This window comes from Paenibacillus sp. FSL R5-0623 (assembly GCF_037974265.1).
Taxonomy (GTDB): Bacteria; Bacillota; Bacilli; order Paenibacillales; family Paenibacillaceae; genus Paenibacillus.
The window spans coordinates 6,135,367-6,150,857 of the sequence record NZ_CP150233.1 but is presented as its reverse complement, the minus strand read 5'-3'; the positions used below and the strand labels follow the sequence as shown (position 1 = coordinate 6,150,857).

The 15,491-nt window shown below is 45.7% G+C and carries 11 protein-coding genes and 1 other annotated feature; all 11 genes read left to right on the top strand.

The window, feature by feature from the left end; all coding sequences use genetic code 11:
• The 11 genes from rplA (at nt 1) to tuf (ending at nt 15,254) form a co-directional block, all read left to right on the top strand.
• Nucleotides 1–693: a 50S ribosomal protein L1 gene (gene rplA / locus MKY92_RS27025; protein WP_017692063.1), complete on the top strand. Its 693-nt coding sequence runs from the start codon at nt 1–3 to the stop codon at nt 691–693.
• A 68-nt stretch (nt 694–761) separates the two neighbouring features.
• Nucleotides 762–909 (top strand) — a sequence feature (ribosomal protein L10 leader region).
• Nucleotides 910–932: 23 nt separating this feature from the next.
• Nucleotides 933–1,436 carry a 50S ribosomal protein L10 gene (gene rplJ / locus MKY92_RS27020; RefSeq protein WP_017692064.1) on the top strand — a complete coding sequence of 168 codons (504 nt, stop codon included), beginning with the start codon at nt 933–935 and terminating at the stop codon, nt 1,434–1,436.
• 72 nt (nt 1,437–1,508) lie between these two features.
• Nucleotides 1,509–1,868: a 50S ribosomal protein L7/L12 gene (gene rplL / locus MKY92_RS27015; protein ID WP_017692065.1), complete on the top strand. Its 360-nt coding sequence runs from the start codon at nt 1,509–1,511 to the stop codon at nt 1,866–1,868.
• A gap of 96 nt (nt 1,869–1,964) precedes the next feature.
• The gene (locus tag MKY92_RS27010; RefSeq protein ID WP_339298246.1) at nt 1,965–2,585 is read left to right on the top strand and encodes a class I SAM-dependent methyltransferase; all 621 of its coding nucleotides are present in this window, start codon (nt 1,965–1,967) and stop codon (nt 2,583–2,585) included.
• A gap of 394 nt (nt 2,586–2,979) precedes the next feature.
• On the top strand, nt 2,980–6,525 hold the full coding sequence (gene rpoB, locus MKY92_RS27005) for a DNA-directed RNA polymerase subunit beta (protein ID WP_047841125.1): 3,546 nt from the start codon (nt 2,980–2,982) through the stop codon (nt 6,523–6,525).
• Between the two features lie 113 nt (nt 6,526–6,638).
• Complete coding sequence (gene rpoC, locus MKY92_RS27000) at nt 6,639–10,253, top strand: DNA-directed RNA polymerase subunit beta' (RefSeq protein WP_036607173.1); 3,615 nt, start codon at nt 6,639–6,641, stop codon at nt 10,251–10,253.
• A gap of 204 nt (nt 10,254–10,457) precedes the next feature.
• Nucleotides 10,458–10,709 carry a ribosomal L7Ae/L30e/S12e/Gadd45 family protein gene (locus MKY92_RS26995; protein ID WP_036607175.1) on the top strand — a complete coding sequence of 84 codons (252 nt, stop codon included), beginning with the start codon at nt 10,458–10,460 and terminating at the stop codon, nt 10,707–10,709.
• Between the two features lie 150 nt (nt 10,710–10,859).
• On the top strand, nt 10,860–11,282 hold the full coding sequence (rpsL, locus tag MKY92_RS26990) for a 30S ribosomal protein S12 (protein ID WP_017692070.1): 423 nt from the start codon (nt 10,860–10,862) through the stop codon (nt 11,280–11,282).
• Nucleotides 11,283–11,369: 87 nt separating this feature from the next.
• Nucleotides 11,370–11,840, top strand: a complete 471-nt coding sequence (gene rpsG, locus MKY92_RS26985) for a 30S ribosomal protein S7 (protein WP_017692071.1) — start codon at nt 11,370–11,372, stop codon at nt 11,838–11,840.
• Nucleotides 11,841–11,889: 49 nt separating this feature from the next.
• Nucleotides 11,890–13,968: an elongation factor G gene (gene fusA, locus MKY92_RS26980; protein WP_036607177.1), complete on the top strand. Its 2,079-nt coding sequence runs from the start codon at nt 11,890–11,892 to the stop codon at nt 13,966–13,968.
• A gap of 95 nt (nt 13,969–14,063) precedes the next feature.
• Entirely contained in the window at nt 14,064–15,254 is a 1,191-nt protein-coding gene (tuf, locus tag MKY92_RS26975) for an elongation factor Tu (protein ID WP_017692073.1), read from the top strand.
• Nucleotides 15,255–15,491: the final 237 nt, after the last annotated feature.

Sequence of the window (15,491 nt, the reverse complement as noted above, 5' to 3'; positions counted from 1 at the left end):
ATGGCTAAACACGGTAAAAAATACCTGGAAGCTGCTAAGCTGATTGACAGCGAAGCAACTTACGAGCCTTCAGAAGCTGTAGAGCTTGTGAAAAAGGCAGCTACTGCAAAATTCGATGAAACAATCGAAGCAGCAGTTCGTTTGGGCGTAGACCCTCGTAAGCAAGACCAGGCTGTACGTGGTGTTGTTGTCTTGCCACACGGCACAGGTAAAACACAACGCGTATTGGTATTTGCAAAAGGTGACAAAGCGAAAGAAGCGGAAGCGGCTGGCGCGGACTATGTTGGTGATGCAGACATGATCAACAAAATCCAACAAGGCTGGTTCGAATTCGACGTCTGCGTAGCGACACCAGATATGATGAGTGAAGTAGGTAAATTGGGCCGACTGCTCGGCGGTAAAGGTCTGATGCCTAACCCTAAAGCCGGAACGGTAACTTTCGATGTAACTAAGGCTGTTCAAGAAATTAAAGCCGGTAAAATCGAATATCGTCTGGATCGTGCAGGTCAAATTCATGCACCGATTGGTAAAGCTTCTTTCTCTTCTGAGCAACTTAATGAGAACTTCAAAGCTCTCATGGAAGCTCTGAATCGTGCTAAACCAGCGGCAGCAAAAGGTGTTTATCTGAAGAATGTTAGTCTTTCTTCCACGATGGGCCCTGGCGCACGCGTGAACGCAGCAGCTTTTAGATAATATCTCTTGACAGGCTTGCCCTGTTTTTGATAAGATATAAAAGTTGTGAGTCCGAGTGACTGACCGTTGACATTTGAATATGCTTGCCGTAGACAGTAGGTGCCATTTGGCTTAATTTCCTGCCGAGGTGTGATTATAGAACTTAGAACGATGCAAATCGATGATGAGTATATATCAAGCCTTCGTGATTCTACGGAGGCTTTTCTTAATGGGATAAATTTGATCAGGAGGTGTACAGATTGGCAAACGCAAAAGTGATTCAAGCAAAACAAGAATCCGTTGATGCAGTAACAGCAAAATTGCGCGAGAGCGTTACAACTGTTGTTGTTGACTATCGCGGATTGAACGTTGCCCAAGTAACTGAGTTGCGTAAGCAACTTCGTGAAGCAGGGATCGAATTCCAAGTGCTGAAAAACTCGTTGCTTCGCCGTGCAGCTGCAGCAGCAGAACTGACAGAACTCGATAGTGTTCTTACAGGTCCTACTGCAATTGCATTCAGTGTAGATGACGTTGTGGCTCCAGCTAAAATTCTGAACGACTTCGCGAAAAAGAACGATGCACTGGAATTGAAAGGTGCAGTCGTAGAAGGTCGCGTAATCGGAGTAGAAGAAGTTAAGGCATTGGCAGAACTGCCATCCCGCGATGGACTCCTCTCCATGCTCCTCAGCGTGCTTCAAGCGCCAGTGCGCAACTTCGCGCTTGCGGTTAAAGCAGTTGCAGAAAAAGAAGAGCAAGGCGCGTAAGCAACTTGATCTGAATGCTGCTTAGGCGGCAAATGAATTAAAAAAAATAATATTATATATGGAGGTTCACTCATGAGTAAAGAGCAAATCTTGGAAGCAATCAAAGGCATGACTGTACTGGAATTGAACGATCTTGTTAAAGCAATCGAAGAAGAATTCGGCGTAACTGCTGCAGCTCCAGTAGCTGCTGCAGGTGCGGTAGCTTCTGCTGAAGCTGAGCAATCCGAGTTCGACGTAATCTTGACTAGCGCTGGTGCTTCCAAAATCAACGTTATCAAAGCAGTTCGCGAAATCACAGGTCTTGGCCTGAAAGAAGCAAAAGAACTGGTTGACAACGCTCCAAAAGCATTGAAAGAAAAAGTTGCTAAAGAAGAAGCAGAAGCGGTTAAAGCTAAGCTTGAAGAAGCAGGCGCTTCAGTTGAAGTTAAATAATTTAGCTATTACAAGCTAAATGAACAAAACAACAAACCCCTTGACTTATATCAAGGGGTTTGTTGCTGTAATTGTAAATGGAAAGTGAGTGAGGGCATGTCCAATCATTATTATTCGGACAAACCGCAAGTGGCGCATGATCGCAGAGCAACTGAAGCGGTTCTTCGCGGATTCAGTCTGCGATTCGTGACGGATGCCGGTGTGTTTTCCAAAAACGGAATCGATTATGGCAGCAGAGTATTGATTGATGCGATAGAGTTGCCATCAGGGGCTCATGTTCTCGATGTGGGCTGTGGATACGGGCCAATGGGTCTTACAGCAGCCAAACTTGTACCGGATGGGCATGTCACCATGATCGATATCAACGAGAGAGCCGTTGAACTTTCCAGGGAAAATGCAAAAGCGAACGGAATTAACAATGTTACGGTATTGCAAAGTAATCTATTGGCTGAAGTAAAAAAGCAAGATTTTGACGTTATCCTAACCAACCCGCCTATACGGGCTGGGAAAGATACGGTTCATACTATTTTCGAACAGGCACATCGCCATCTGAAGGTAGGCGGTTCGTTGTGGATTGTCATTCAAAAGAAACAAGGAGCCCCGTCAGCGAAAGCGAAATTGGAATCTTTGTTTGGAAGAGTGGAAGAAGTGACGAAGGATAAAGGCTATCGGATTTTCAAAGCGGTGAAATCGGAAGAGGTATCTACCAAAAGCTGAATCCGAGTTTGTAAAGTAAGCAGGGGATCATTTTTTTTGCAATAGGACTATTGACTTGAAATTCAGGTCGTGGTATAGTTGTAAAATGTCAGTATTAAGATGCCCTACTTGGCTTTAGCTAACTAAAAATGTCAACCTTTTTTTACGCCGAACGGGCTTATTATGCCTACGTTTGGCGTATAATATGTACATTTTGGGCAAACTGGGGATAAGAATGATTTGGAAAGACATCCGCCGATCAAAGTTGCTCTTTTTTCGAACGACATTTCGAGTAAGGGCTTTTCTTTATTTGTGGATGCATTGCTTTGCTCTGTATGTGTACCATTATAAGGTTACAAACAGAGGTTCGCAACGAAATTTTTAAAGTGAGTAGACATTGAGGGGTGAGTTTAAGTTGGCAGGACATCTTGTTCAATATGGTCGACGCACTCGGCGCAGTTATGCACGAATTAACGAGATACTCGAAGTTCCGAACCTGATTGAAATCCAACAAAAATCCTATGATTGGTTTTTGGAGGAAGGGTTGCGCGAAATGTTCCAGGATATCTCGCCGATCCAGGATTTTACGGGTAACTTGATTTTGGAATTTATCGATTACAGTCTCGGTGAACCGAAGTATACAGTAGACGACGCGAAAGAGCGTGACGTTACGTATGCAGCACCGCTTCGGGTCAAAGTCCGGCTCATTAATAAGGAAACCGGCGAAGTCAAAGAGCAGGAAGTATTCATGGGAGATTTCCCGCTGATGACCAACACGGGCACATTTATTATTAATGGTGCGGAACGGGTTATTGTCAGCCAGTTGGTTCGCTCTCCTAGCGTTTACTTCAGTACCAAAGTAGATAAAAACGCCAAAAAAACGTATACCGCTACAGTTATTCCTAACCGCGGCGCTTGGTTGGAACTGGAGATGGACGCGAAGGATGTTGTTTACGTCCGGATCGACCGTACACGTAAAATACCGGTTACGGTTCTCCTGCGTTCACTTGGTTTTGGCACAGATGCTGAGATTCTGGATCTGCTCGGTAATGACGAATATATCCGCAACACACTGGACAAAGACAACACGGATTCCACGGAGAAAGCACTCATTGAGATCTATGAGCGTCTTCGTCCGGGCGAGCCGCCAACGCTGGATAATGCGAAAAGCTTGCTCGTAGCACGTTTCTTTGATCCAAAACGTTATGACCTGGCTAATGTAGGTCGTTACAAAATGAATAAAAAACTGCACATCAAAAACCGTTTGTTCAACCAGCGCTTGGCTGAGTCACTTGTTGACGCTGAGACTGGTGAAATCATTGCTGAAGCAGGTCAAATGGTTGATCGTCGTTTGTTGGATGAAATCATGCCGTATCTGGAGAAGAGCGTTGGATTCCGCACGTATCACGTGGGTAACGGCGTTTTGGATGCCAATGATATCCCTATGCAAACGATTGATGTGTTCTCACCAACTGAAGATGGTAAAGTAGTCAAACTGATTGCCAATGGAATCATTGACAAGTCCGTTAAAAACGTGACGCCGGCGGATATCATTTCGTCCATCAGTTATTTCCTTAACCTTCTGCAGGGAATTGGTAGCACGGATGATATTGACCATCTGGGTAACCGTCGTTTGCGTTCGGTGGGTGAACTCCTGCAGAATCAGTTCCGTATCGGTCTTTCCCGTATGGAGCGTGTGGTTCGTGAGAGAATGTCCATTCAGGATGCTAACGTAATTACACCACAGGCGTTGATCAACATACGTCCTGTTATTGCATCCATTAAAGAGTTCTTTGGTAGCTCTCAGTTGTCACAGTTTATGGATCAAACGAACCCGCTGGGTGAGTTGACACATAAACGTCGTTTGTCCGCACTCGGACCCGGTGGTTTGACACGTGAGCGCGCAGGTATGGAAGTACGTGACGTCCATCCATCCCACTATGGCCGTATGTGTCCAATCGAGACGCCAGAGGGACCAAACATCGGTTTGATCAACTCCTTGTCTACGTTCGCCCGTGTGAATGAATATGGCTTTATTGAAGCTCCATATCGTTGGGTTGATCCGAAGACAGGTATTGTAACCGAGCAAATTGATTACCTGACAGCGGACGAAGAAGACAACTATGTTATCGCTCAAGCGAATGCGAAGCTGAATGAAGATAGTACATTTGAAGAAGAAGCGATCATTGTACGTTATAACAAACAGTCGGATAACATCCTTACGATGCCGAGTGAGCGCGTTGACTACATGGACGTATCTCCTAAGCAAGTTGTATCCGTCGCTACAGCGCTTATTCCGTTCCTTGAGAACGATGACTCCAACCGTGCGCTCATGGGATCGAACATGCAGCGACAGGCTGTTCCACTTTTGATTCCTAAAGCACCACTTGTGGGAACAGGTATGGAACACAAAGCCGCGAAAGATTCCGGTGTATGTATTGTCTCCGATTATGACGGAATTATTGAACGATCTACTGCGAACGAGATTTGGGTCCGTCGTGTTGAAGAAGTGGACGGTCAGGAAGTTAAAGGCGATATCGTTAAATATAAATTACACAAATTTATGCGTTCGAACCAAGGAACATGCATTAACCAACGTCCGATTGTCAAAAGAGGTGCCGCTGTCAAAGCTGGCGATATCCTCGCTGATGGTCCTTCAACGGAAATGGGTGAATTGGCTCTGGGACGTAACGTTGTTGTTGCCTTCATGACTTGGGAAGGTTACAACTACGAGGATGCGATCTTGCTCAGTGAAAAACTCGTTAAGGAAGATGTATACACATCCATCCATATCGAGGAGTATGAGTCAGAAGCACGTGATACCAAACTCGGACCTGAAGAGATCACACGTGACATCCCTAACGTTGGGGAAGAAGCGTTGCGTAACTTGGATGAGCGCGGTATTATCCGCATCGGTGCTGAGATCAGTGCTGGCGACATTCTGGTTGGTAAAGTAACACCTAAGGGTGTAACAGAGCTGACAGCAGAAGAACGTCTCTTGCATGCGATCTTTGGTGAGAAAGCACGTGAAGTACGTGATACTTCCTTGCGTGTACCACATGGTACTGACGGTATCGTAGTAGACGTAAAAGTATTTACCCGTGAAAATGGTGATGAGCTGCCTCCAGGTGTTAACCAACTCGTTCGTGTATATATCGCTCAAAAACGGAAAATTTCCGAGGGTGATAAAATGGCCGGACGTCACGGTAACAAAGGGGTCGTGGCCCGCATCTTGCCGGAAGAAGATATGCCTTTCCTGCCAGACGGTACACCGGTTCAGATCGTTCTTAACCCATTGGGCGTACCTTCTCGGATGAATATCGGTCAAGTACTCGAGGTTCACTTGGGTATGGCGGCGATGCAACTGGGTATTCACGTAGCAACTCCTGTATTCGACGGAGCGAAGGAGTATGACGTCTTCGATACGATGGAAGAAGCAGGTATGCAACGTAATGGTAAAACTGTCCTGTATGATGGTCGTACAGGTGAAGAGTTTGAACGTGAAGTTACCGTAGGTGTCATGCACATGATCAAATTGGCACACATGGTTGATGATAAGATCCATGCCCGTTCCACAGGTCCTTACTCACTTGTTACGCAACAACCATTGGGTGGTAAAGCTCAATTCGGTGGACAGCGTTTCGGGGAGATGGAAGTATGGGCGCTTGAGGCATACGGTGCTGCTTATACACTGCAAGAAATCTTGACTGTTAAATCCGATGACGTTGTTGGTCGGGTTAAAACATATGAATCCATTGTCAAAGGTGAGAATGTTCCGGAACCAGGTGTTCCTGAATCATTCAAAGTATTGATCAAAGAGCTGCAAAGCTTGGGTATGGACGTTAAGATTTTGAGTGAAGATGAGCAAGAGATTGAAATGAGAGAAATGGACGATGAAGATGACGCTGCGAGCGATAAGCTCAGCCTCAACCTTGAGGGTACAGAGGTCGGAGCGGAATAAACCGCTTCGAGCGCATGATGACCGGCGTTTTTCATCAGGCTCACGTCTTGCTCCGGCTTCGGCCGGAGTGGGCGTAACCTAGATTACAGGAATTGGTTAAGGAGGGTTGCTCCTTGTTGGACGTCAACAATTTCGAATACATGAAGATCGGGCTTGCTTCCCCAGAGAAAATTCGTTCTTGGTCCCGCGGAGAAGTGAAAAAACCGGAAACGATCAACTATCGTACGTTGAAACCGGAAAAAGAAGGGCTGTTCTGCGAAAAGATTTTTGGCCCTACAAAAGACTGGGAATGTCATTGCGGTAAATACAAACGCGTCCGTTATAAAGGCGTTGTCTGTGATCGTTGTGGCGTTGAAGTAACACGTGCGAAAGTACGCCGCGAACGGATGGGCCATATTGAGCTCGCTGCTCCGGTATCGCATATCTGGTACTTCAAAGGTATTCCGAGCCGTATGGGTCTTGCTCTGGATATGTCTCCAAGATCTCTTGAAGAGATTATTTATTTTGCATCATATGTTGTAACTGATCCAGGAGAAACTCCACTGGAGAAAAAACAGCTGTTGTCCGAGAAAGAATACCGCAGCTACCGCGAAAAATACGGCTATGGTTTCCATGCTGGCATGGGCGCAGAAGCGGTTAAAAAATTGCTTCAAGACCTTGACATAGACAAAGAGCTCGAGTTCCTGAAAGAAGAGCTCCGGACTGCACAAGGACAACGTCGTAATCGTGCAATTAAACGTCTGGAAGTTATTGAAGCATTCCGCAACTCCGGCAATAAGCCAGAGTGGATGATCATGGATGTACTTCCTGTTATCCCGCCGGAACTTCGTCCAATGGTACAGTTGGATGGTGGACGTTTTGCAACGTCTGACCTGAATGACTTGTATCGCCGTGTAATCAATCGGAACAACCGTCTGAAACGTCTGCTTGATCTGGGCGCGCCAGATATTATCGTGCAAAATGAAAAACGGATGTTGCAGGAAGCTGTTGATGCATTGATCGATAATGGTCGTCGTGGACGCCCGGTAACGGGTCCTGGTAACCGTCCATTGAAATCTCTCAGCCACATGCTGAAAGGTAAACAAGGACGTTTCCGTCAAAACTTGCTCGGTAAACGTGTTGACTATTCTGGTCGTTCCGTTATCGTTGTTGGACCTTACCTGAAAATGTATCAGTGTGGTCTGCCAAAAGATATGGCACTTGAATTGTTCAAGCCTTTTGTTATGAAAGAGCTTGTAAATAAAGGGCTTGCCCACAACATCAAGAGCGCGAAACGTAAAGTTGAGCGTGTAAGTCCTGAAGTATGGGATGTTCTTGAAGAAGTAATCAAGGAGCATCCGGTTCTGTTGAACCGTGCCCCTACGCTTCACAGACTCGGTATTCAAGCATTTGAACCGATTCTCGTTGAAGGTAAAGCAATTCGTCTTCACCCGCTCGTATGTACGGCATACAATGCCGACTTTGACGGTGACCAAATGGCCGTGCACGTTCCGTTGTCCGCTGAAGCTCAAGCGGAAGCACGTATCCTGATGCTTGCATCTGGTAACATTTTGAACCCGAAAGACGGTAAACCGGTTGTTACTCCTTCCCAGGATATGGTGCTTGGTTCTTACTACCTCACTATGGATAACAAGGAAGAAAAGGGCACAGGTATGATCTTGCGTACAGTTAACGAAGCTGTATCGGCATACCAACGTGGTACTGCTGGTCTGCATGCGCGTGTAGCTATTCCTGTTAAGGCGCTTGGTAAAACAAGCTTCACGGAAGAACAACAAGAAGGAATGTTGCTGACAACTGTCGGTAAAATTATCTTCAATGAAATTTTCCCGGCAAGCTTCCCGTATATCAATGACGCGACTCGTGCTAACCTGTACCAAGGTACTGCAGATCACTCATTTGTATATGAAAAAGGTGCTGATCTCAGAGAAGCTATTATGAATGCTCCTCTGGCTGGCGGTGTCGGTAAAGAATACCTCGGCTCCATCATTGCACGTTGTTTTGAAATTTATCACACAACGGAAACAGCCGTTATTTTGGATAAAATCAAACAACTTGGATTCACATACTCTACACGTGCCGGTATTACGGTTGCGGTATCTGATGTTATCGTTCCGCCTGAGAAGTTTGAAATTCTTAGACAATCTGAGGAAAAAGCACAAATCGTTACGAATCAGTACCGTCGTGGTCTGATTACGAATGAAGAGCGCTATGACCGTATCATTGATATCTGGTCAAAATCCAAAGATGACATCACTGAGATTCTGATGAAGTCCATGGATCGTTACAACTCGATCATGATGATGGTAGACTCCAAAGCACGGGGTAACAAATCGCAAATCACCCAATTGGGCGGTATGCGTGGTCTGATGGCCAACCCATCCGGTCGAATTATCGAACTCCCAATCAAATCGAACTTCCGTGAAGGTCTGACGGTACTCGAGTACTTTATCTCCACTCACGGAGCGCGTAAAGGTTTGGCGGATACAGCCCTGCGTACAGCCGATTCAGGTTACCTGACTCGTCGTCTCGTAGACGTAGCCCAAGACGTAATCGTTCGTGATGATGATTGTGGTACAGATAAAGGCTTTACGGTAAGTCGTATCCAGGATGGTAAAGAGGTTATCGAAGACCTCTACGACCGTATTGAAGGCAGATACTGCTTCGAGACTCTTCGTCATCCGGAAACGAAAGAAATCATTGTAGGTCGCAATGAATTAATTGACTCCGATAAAGCAGAAGCGATTATCAAAGCAGGTATTACTAAATTGCAAATCCGCTCCGTCCTCAGCTGCCGTGCAAGTCATGGTGTCTGCAAGAAGTGTTATGGTCGCAACCTCGCGACTGGTAAACACGTGGAGATTGGTGAAGCAGTTGGTATTATCGCAGCACAGTCCATTGGTGAGCCAGGAACACAGCTTACAATGCGTACGTTCCATACCGGTGGTGTAGCCGGAGACGATATTACGCAAGGTTTGCCACGTATCCAGGAGTTGTTCGAAGCTCGTAATCCTAAGGGTCAAGCAACGATCAGTGAAATCGATGGTGTGGTTAAAGAGATTCGCGAAGCGAAAGATCGTCGTGAAATCGAAATTCAAGGTGAAGCGGAATCCAAAGTATACGCCGTTACCTACGGTTCCCGTGTGCGCGTAAGCGAAGGCGCGGAAGTTGAAGCGGGTGACGAGTTGACAGACGGTTCCATTGATCCAAAAGAGATGTTACGGATTAAAGGTATACGTGGTGTACAAAACTACATTCTGCAGGAAGTACAACGCGTATATCGTAACCAAGGCGTAGAAATTAACGATAAGCACGTTGAAGTTATGATCCGTCAAATGCTGCGTAAAATCCGTATCGTAGATGCAGGAGATACAACGCTGTTGCCAGGATCGTTCGTGGATATGCATGAGTACGAAAGAGCTAACAAAATTGCGATTCTTAGTGATAAAGAGCCGGCGGTTGCTAAACCAATCTTGCTCGGTATTACGAAAGCATCCCTGGAAACAGACTCCTTCCTCTCGGCGGCTTCGTTCCAAGAAACTACACGTGTATTGACAGATGCAGCGATCAAAGGTAAAGTCGATCAGTTGCTCGGTCTGAAGGAAAATGTAATCATCGGTAAATTGATTCCTGCAGGTACAGGTATGCACCGTTACCGCAGCATCAAATTTGCTGAGCCAGAAGATGGCCAATCTTCAGTAGAAGAACTTGAGCCAGTTTCGGTTGATTAAATATATTTCTCCTCATTAGAGGAGAGTGAAAGTTTTGTGCGTCAGGAGACGGACGTTTGTATGATACAGGCGGACGAATCCTGATGTACGTAAACTTTTAAAAAATGTTTTAGGATTAGCATTGACAATGCTTGCGCTAGATGCTAATATATCAAAGGTGCGTGGGCAGCTGATTGTACATGGTTCTATTCGGAGGAATACACAATGTCTAATGAAAAAGCCTTGCAAGATGCTCATGTCAAAATAGGTACCAAACAGACCATGCGGATGGTGCAGACAGGTATGGCTTCTGAAGTCTATGTCGCAGAAGATAGTGATCCGCAGCTTACTTCCAAAATCATTGCTTTGTGTGAACAACACAATGTAAAATGCACGAAAGTGGATACAATGAAAAATCTCGGCAAGGCTTGCGGGATTGGAGTAGGAGCAGCTATGGCTGCTGTCGTAAAATCATAGGGTAAGGAACGTTTTTGTCCGAGAACTTTTAAGGATTCTCCAAGGCAAAAACTTTTCATTTGTCTTTTTATGAACCGCCTGGGTCTGTGGACTTAGTGCAAAGAGGTTTATAAAGAAACATGAATATTTGAGGAAGGGGGTGGCAATCACATGCCAACTATTAACCAACTGGTTCGTAAAGGACGTCAAGCAAAAGTTGAGAAGTCAAAATCTCCAGCTTTGCAAAAAGGATTCAACGCTTTGAAACGTGAATCTACTAACATCAGTGCCCCACAAAAACGTGGTGTCTGCACTCGTGTAGGTACAATGACTCCGCGTAAACCAAACTCTGCACTTCGTAAGTATGCCCGTGTTCGTTTGACGAACCGTCTCGAGGTTACTGCTTATATCCCGGGAATCGGACATAACCTTCAAGAGCACAGTGTGGTATTGATCCGCGGAGGTAAAGTTAAAGACCTTGCAGGAGTTCGTTATCACATCGTTCGTGGAGCTCTCGATACTGCTGGTGTAAACAACCGTATGCAAGCTCGTTCGAAATACGGCGCTAAGCGTCCAAAAGCTAAAAAAGCCTAAACTATTATAGGCAGATAGCCTGAAAGCCTTCTGGTCTAAGTCTGGAAGGTACAGGATCTGCTGAACAAGAAAGAAAGGGGGATATCCATGCCACGCAAAGGTCCAGTTACGAAAAGAGACGTTCTGCCTGATCCGTTATATAACAGCAAGTTGGTTACTCGTTTAATCAACCGCATCATGATCGGCGGAAAACGCGGTGTTGCTCAAAGCATTCTGTATAATGCGTTCAAGTTGATTCAAGAACGTACGGGTAATGACCCTATGGAAGTATTTGAAGCAGCAATCAAGAACATCATGCCAGTCCTGGAAGTTAAAGCTCGCCGTGTCGGCGGTGCCAACTACCAAGTACCAATCGAGGTGAAACCAGAGAGACGTACTGCTCTGGGATTACGTTGGCTCGTGAACTACTCCCGCAACCGCGGTGAGAAAACAATGGAAGAGCGTTTGGCGGCTGAGATCATCGACGCTTCCAACAACACAGGCGCTTCCGTTAAAAAACGTGAAGATACGCACAAAATGGCTGAAGCGAACAAAGCGTTTGCTCACTACCGTTGGTAGGATTCAGTTCACAATAAAAAAACTTCTATTTTGAAGGGAGACCCATTTCATGGCTAGAGAGTTCTCCTTAAAAAATACACGTAATATCGGGATCATGGCTCATATTGATGCGGGTAAAACCACGACAACTGAGCGGATCCTGTTTTACACAGGACGTACGCACAAAATCGGTGAAGTACACGAAGGCGCTGCGACAATGGACTGGATGGAACAGGAACAGGAGCGCGGAATTACGATTACTTCCGCTGCGACTACCGCTGCTTGGAAAGGCCACCGCGTTAATATTATTGATACCCCGGGACACGTTGACTTCACTGTTGAAGTTGAACGTTCCCTTCGTGTATTGGACGGAGCAGTTGGTGTATTCAGTGCGAAAGAAGGCGTTGAGCCTCAGTCCGAAACCGTGTGGAGACAGGCTGACAAGTACGGCGTACCTCGTATCGCATATGTAAACAAAATGGATATCATCGGTGCTGACTTCCTGAACGTTGTATCTGACATGCGTGATCGCCTTCAAGCGAACGCTGTTGCGATTCAACTTCCAATCGGCGCTGAAAATGATTTCAAAGGTATCATCGATATCGTTGCACAAAGAGCTCATATGTACAAAGATGACCTTGGTCAAGATATCGAAGAAACCGACATTCCTGCAGAGTTTGCAGATCAAGTTGAAGAACTTCGCAACGAGTTGATTGAGCGCGTTGCTGAACTGGATGAAGATTTGACAATGAAATACCTGGAAGGCGAAGAGATCACAATTGATGAGATCAAAACCGTACTCCGTAAAGGTGTTGTAGATGTTAAGATATTCCCAGTTATCTGTGGATCCTCATATCGTAACAAAGGTGTTCAACTGATGTTGGATGCTGTTATAGACTACTTGCCAGCTCCAACAGATGTTGCATCGATCACGGGACATCTTGAAGATGGAACTGAAGCAATTCGTAAGTCATCCGATGAAGAGCCATTCTCCGCATTGGCATTCAAAATTATGACTGACCCTTACGTTGGTAAATTGACATTCTTCCGCGTATACTCTGGTGTTCTTCAATCCGGATCATATGTATTGAATGCCACTAAAAACAAACGTGAGCGTATCGGTCGTATCCTTCAAATGCATGCGAACAGCCGTCAAGAAATCACTGTAGTTTACTCCGGTGATATTGCAGCTGCCGTAGGTTTGAAAGATACAGGTACAGGTGATACACTATGTGATGAGAAAAATCCGGTTATCCTGGAGTCAATGAACTTCCCTGATCCGGTTATCGAAATCGCTGTTGAACCTAAGACCAAAGCTGACCAGGATAAACTGGGTGTTGCTCTCGGTAAGTTGACTGAAGAGGATCCAACTCTTCGTGCTCATACTGACGAAGAAACAGGCCAAACGATCTTGGCAGGTATGGGTGAGCTTCACCTTGATATCATCATCGACCGTATGCGTCGTGAGTTCAAGGTTGAAACTACTGTGGGTAAACCACAAGTAGCTTACCGTGAAACATTCCGTGCTCCAGCGCGCGTTGAAGGTAAATTCGTACGTCAATCCGGTGGTCGTGGTCAATACGGTCACGTATGGGTTGAATTCGAACCTCTCGAGCCGGGTACAGGCAGCCAGTTCGAAAGTAAGGTTGTCGGTGGTTCCGTACCAAGAGAATACATTCAACCTGCACTGTCAGGGATTGAAGAGCAAATGAAAAACGGCGTTATTGCAGGCTTCCCGCTTGTTGACGTTAAGGCTACAATCGTAGACGGATCTTACCATGATGTCGATTCCAATGAGATGGCATTTAAAATTGCCGGATCTATGGCGCTTAAAGCGGCTAAAGACAAGTGTAAACCAGTTCTGCTTGAGCCTATCATGAAAGTAGAAGTAACTGTTCCAGAAGAGTACATGGGTGACGTAATGGGTATGTTGAACTCCCGTCGTGGCCGCATCGAAGGTATGGATTCCCGTAGTGGAGCTCAAATCATCCGTGCTAAGGTACCTCTGTCTGAAATGTTTGGTTACTCTACAACTCTTCGTTCCGGTACTCAAGGACGCGGCGTATTCTCCATGGAACTCTCTCACTATGAAGAAGTTCCTAAGAGCATCGCTGAAGAAATCGTTGCCAAAACAAAAGGCACCGAGTAGTTTTCTCACACTGGATGCAAGTGCATAAGAATTCAATTCGGAGCACTTCATTCAGTGAAAACATAAAATTATAATTTTAAGGAGGCCACGTTCAAATGGCAAAGGCTAAATACGAACGTAATAAACCCCACGTTAACATCGGTACTATTGGTCACGTCGATCACGGTAAAACAACACTGACTGCTGCAATCACAACTGTATTGTCCAAAACTTACGGTGGTGCTGCAATTGCATTCGACCAAATCGACAAAGCTCCAGAAGAGCGCGAACGCGGTATCACAATCTCCACATCACACGTTGAGTACGAAACTGACACTCGTCACTACGCTCACGTTGACTGCCCAGGTCACGCCGACTATGTTAAAAACATGATCACTGGCGCGGCTCAAATGGATGGAGCTATCTTGGTAGTATCCGCAGCAGACGGCCCAATGCCACAAACTCGTGAGCACATCTTGCTCTCCCGTCAAGTAGGCGTACCTTACATTGTTGTATTCTTGAACAAATGTGACATGGTTGAAGACGAAGAGTTGTTGGAATTGGTTGAGATGGAAGTTCGCGACCTTCTTAACGAATATGAGTTCCCAGGTGACGATACTCCAATCACTCGTGGATCCGCTCGTGAAGCTCTGGCAAACCCAGATGGCGAATGGGCTCAAAAAATCGTTGAGATGTTCAAAGAGATCGACACTTACATCCCACTGCCTGAGCGTCAAACTGACAAGCCTTTCTTGATGCCTGTCGAGGACGTATTCTCCATCACTGGTCGTGGTACTGTTGCTACTGGCCGTGTAGAGCGTGGTACTGTTAAAGTCGGCGAAGAGATCGAAATCGTTGGTATCACTGAAGAAACTAAAAAATCCGTTGTAACAGGCGTTGAGATGTTCCGTAAATTGTTGGATTCCGCTCAAGCGGGTGACAACATCGGTGCATTGTTGCGTGGTGTTGACCGTACTCAAATCGAGCGTGGTCAAGTACTTGCAAAACCAGGTTCTGTAAAGCCACACACAGAATTCACAGCTCAAATCTACGTTCTGACTAAAGAAGAGGGCGGACGTCACAAACCATTCTTCACTGGTTACCGTCCACAGTTCTACTTCCGTACAACTGACGTAACAGGCATCATCAACTTGCCTGAAGGTACTGAAATGGTAATGCCTGGTGATAACATCACTGTTACTGTTTCCCTGATCTCCCCAATCGCGATTGAAGAAGGAACTAAATTCTCCATTCGTGAAGGCGGACGTACAGTAGGTGCCGGTTCCGTAGCATCTATCCAAAAATAATTCGGCTTAACGCTGAATAAAGCATATGTAACAGTGTACTGGAACGAGTAACATTGTATTGTAACGAAGCTTCGGAAGAGTTCTTTATCCGACATCGGATAGAGAACTCTTTTATTATGTTTAAAGTTCGGAACCTGCGTCATACGAAATGAACATCATTTACGAGTTTAGAAAGATTGGCAAGGCAGCCTGGATATTGAAGATTAACACTGCAATAAACGAAGTCATTTCATCAGA

What these genes read in the sequence shown, in the direction of transcription:
- rplA (WP_017692063.1), top strand. Translation starts at nt 1, where the DNA reads ATGGCTAAACACGGTAAAAAATACCTGGAAGCTGCTAAGCTGATTGAC.
- rplL (WP_017692065.1), top strand. Translation starts at nt 1,509, where the DNA reads ATGAGTAAAGAGCAAATCTTGGAAGCAATCAAAGGCATGACTGTACTG.
- MKY92_RS27010 (WP_339298246.1), top strand. Translation starts at nt 1,965, where the DNA reads ATGTCCAATCATTATTATTCGGACAAACCGCAAGTGGCGCATGATCGC.
- MKY92_RS26995 (WP_036607175.1), top strand. Translation starts at nt 10,458, where the DNA reads ATGTCTAATGAAAAAGCCTTGCAAGATGCTCATGTCAAAATAGGTACC.
- rpsL (WP_017692070.1), top strand. Translation starts at nt 10,860, where the DNA reads ATGCCAACTATTAACCAACTGGTTCGTAAAGGACGTCAAGCAAAAGTT.
- rpsG (WP_017692071.1), top strand. Translation starts at nt 11,370, where the DNA reads ATGCCACGCAAAGGTCCAGTTACGAAAAGAGACGTTCTGCCTGATCCG.
- fusA (WP_036607177.1), top strand. Translation starts at nt 11,890, where the DNA reads ATGGCTAGAGAGTTCTCCTTAAAAAATACACGTAATATCGGGATCATG.
- tuf (WP_017692073.1), top strand. Translation starts at nt 14,064, where the DNA reads ATGGCAAAGGCTAAATACGAACGTAATAAACCCCACGTTAACATCGGT.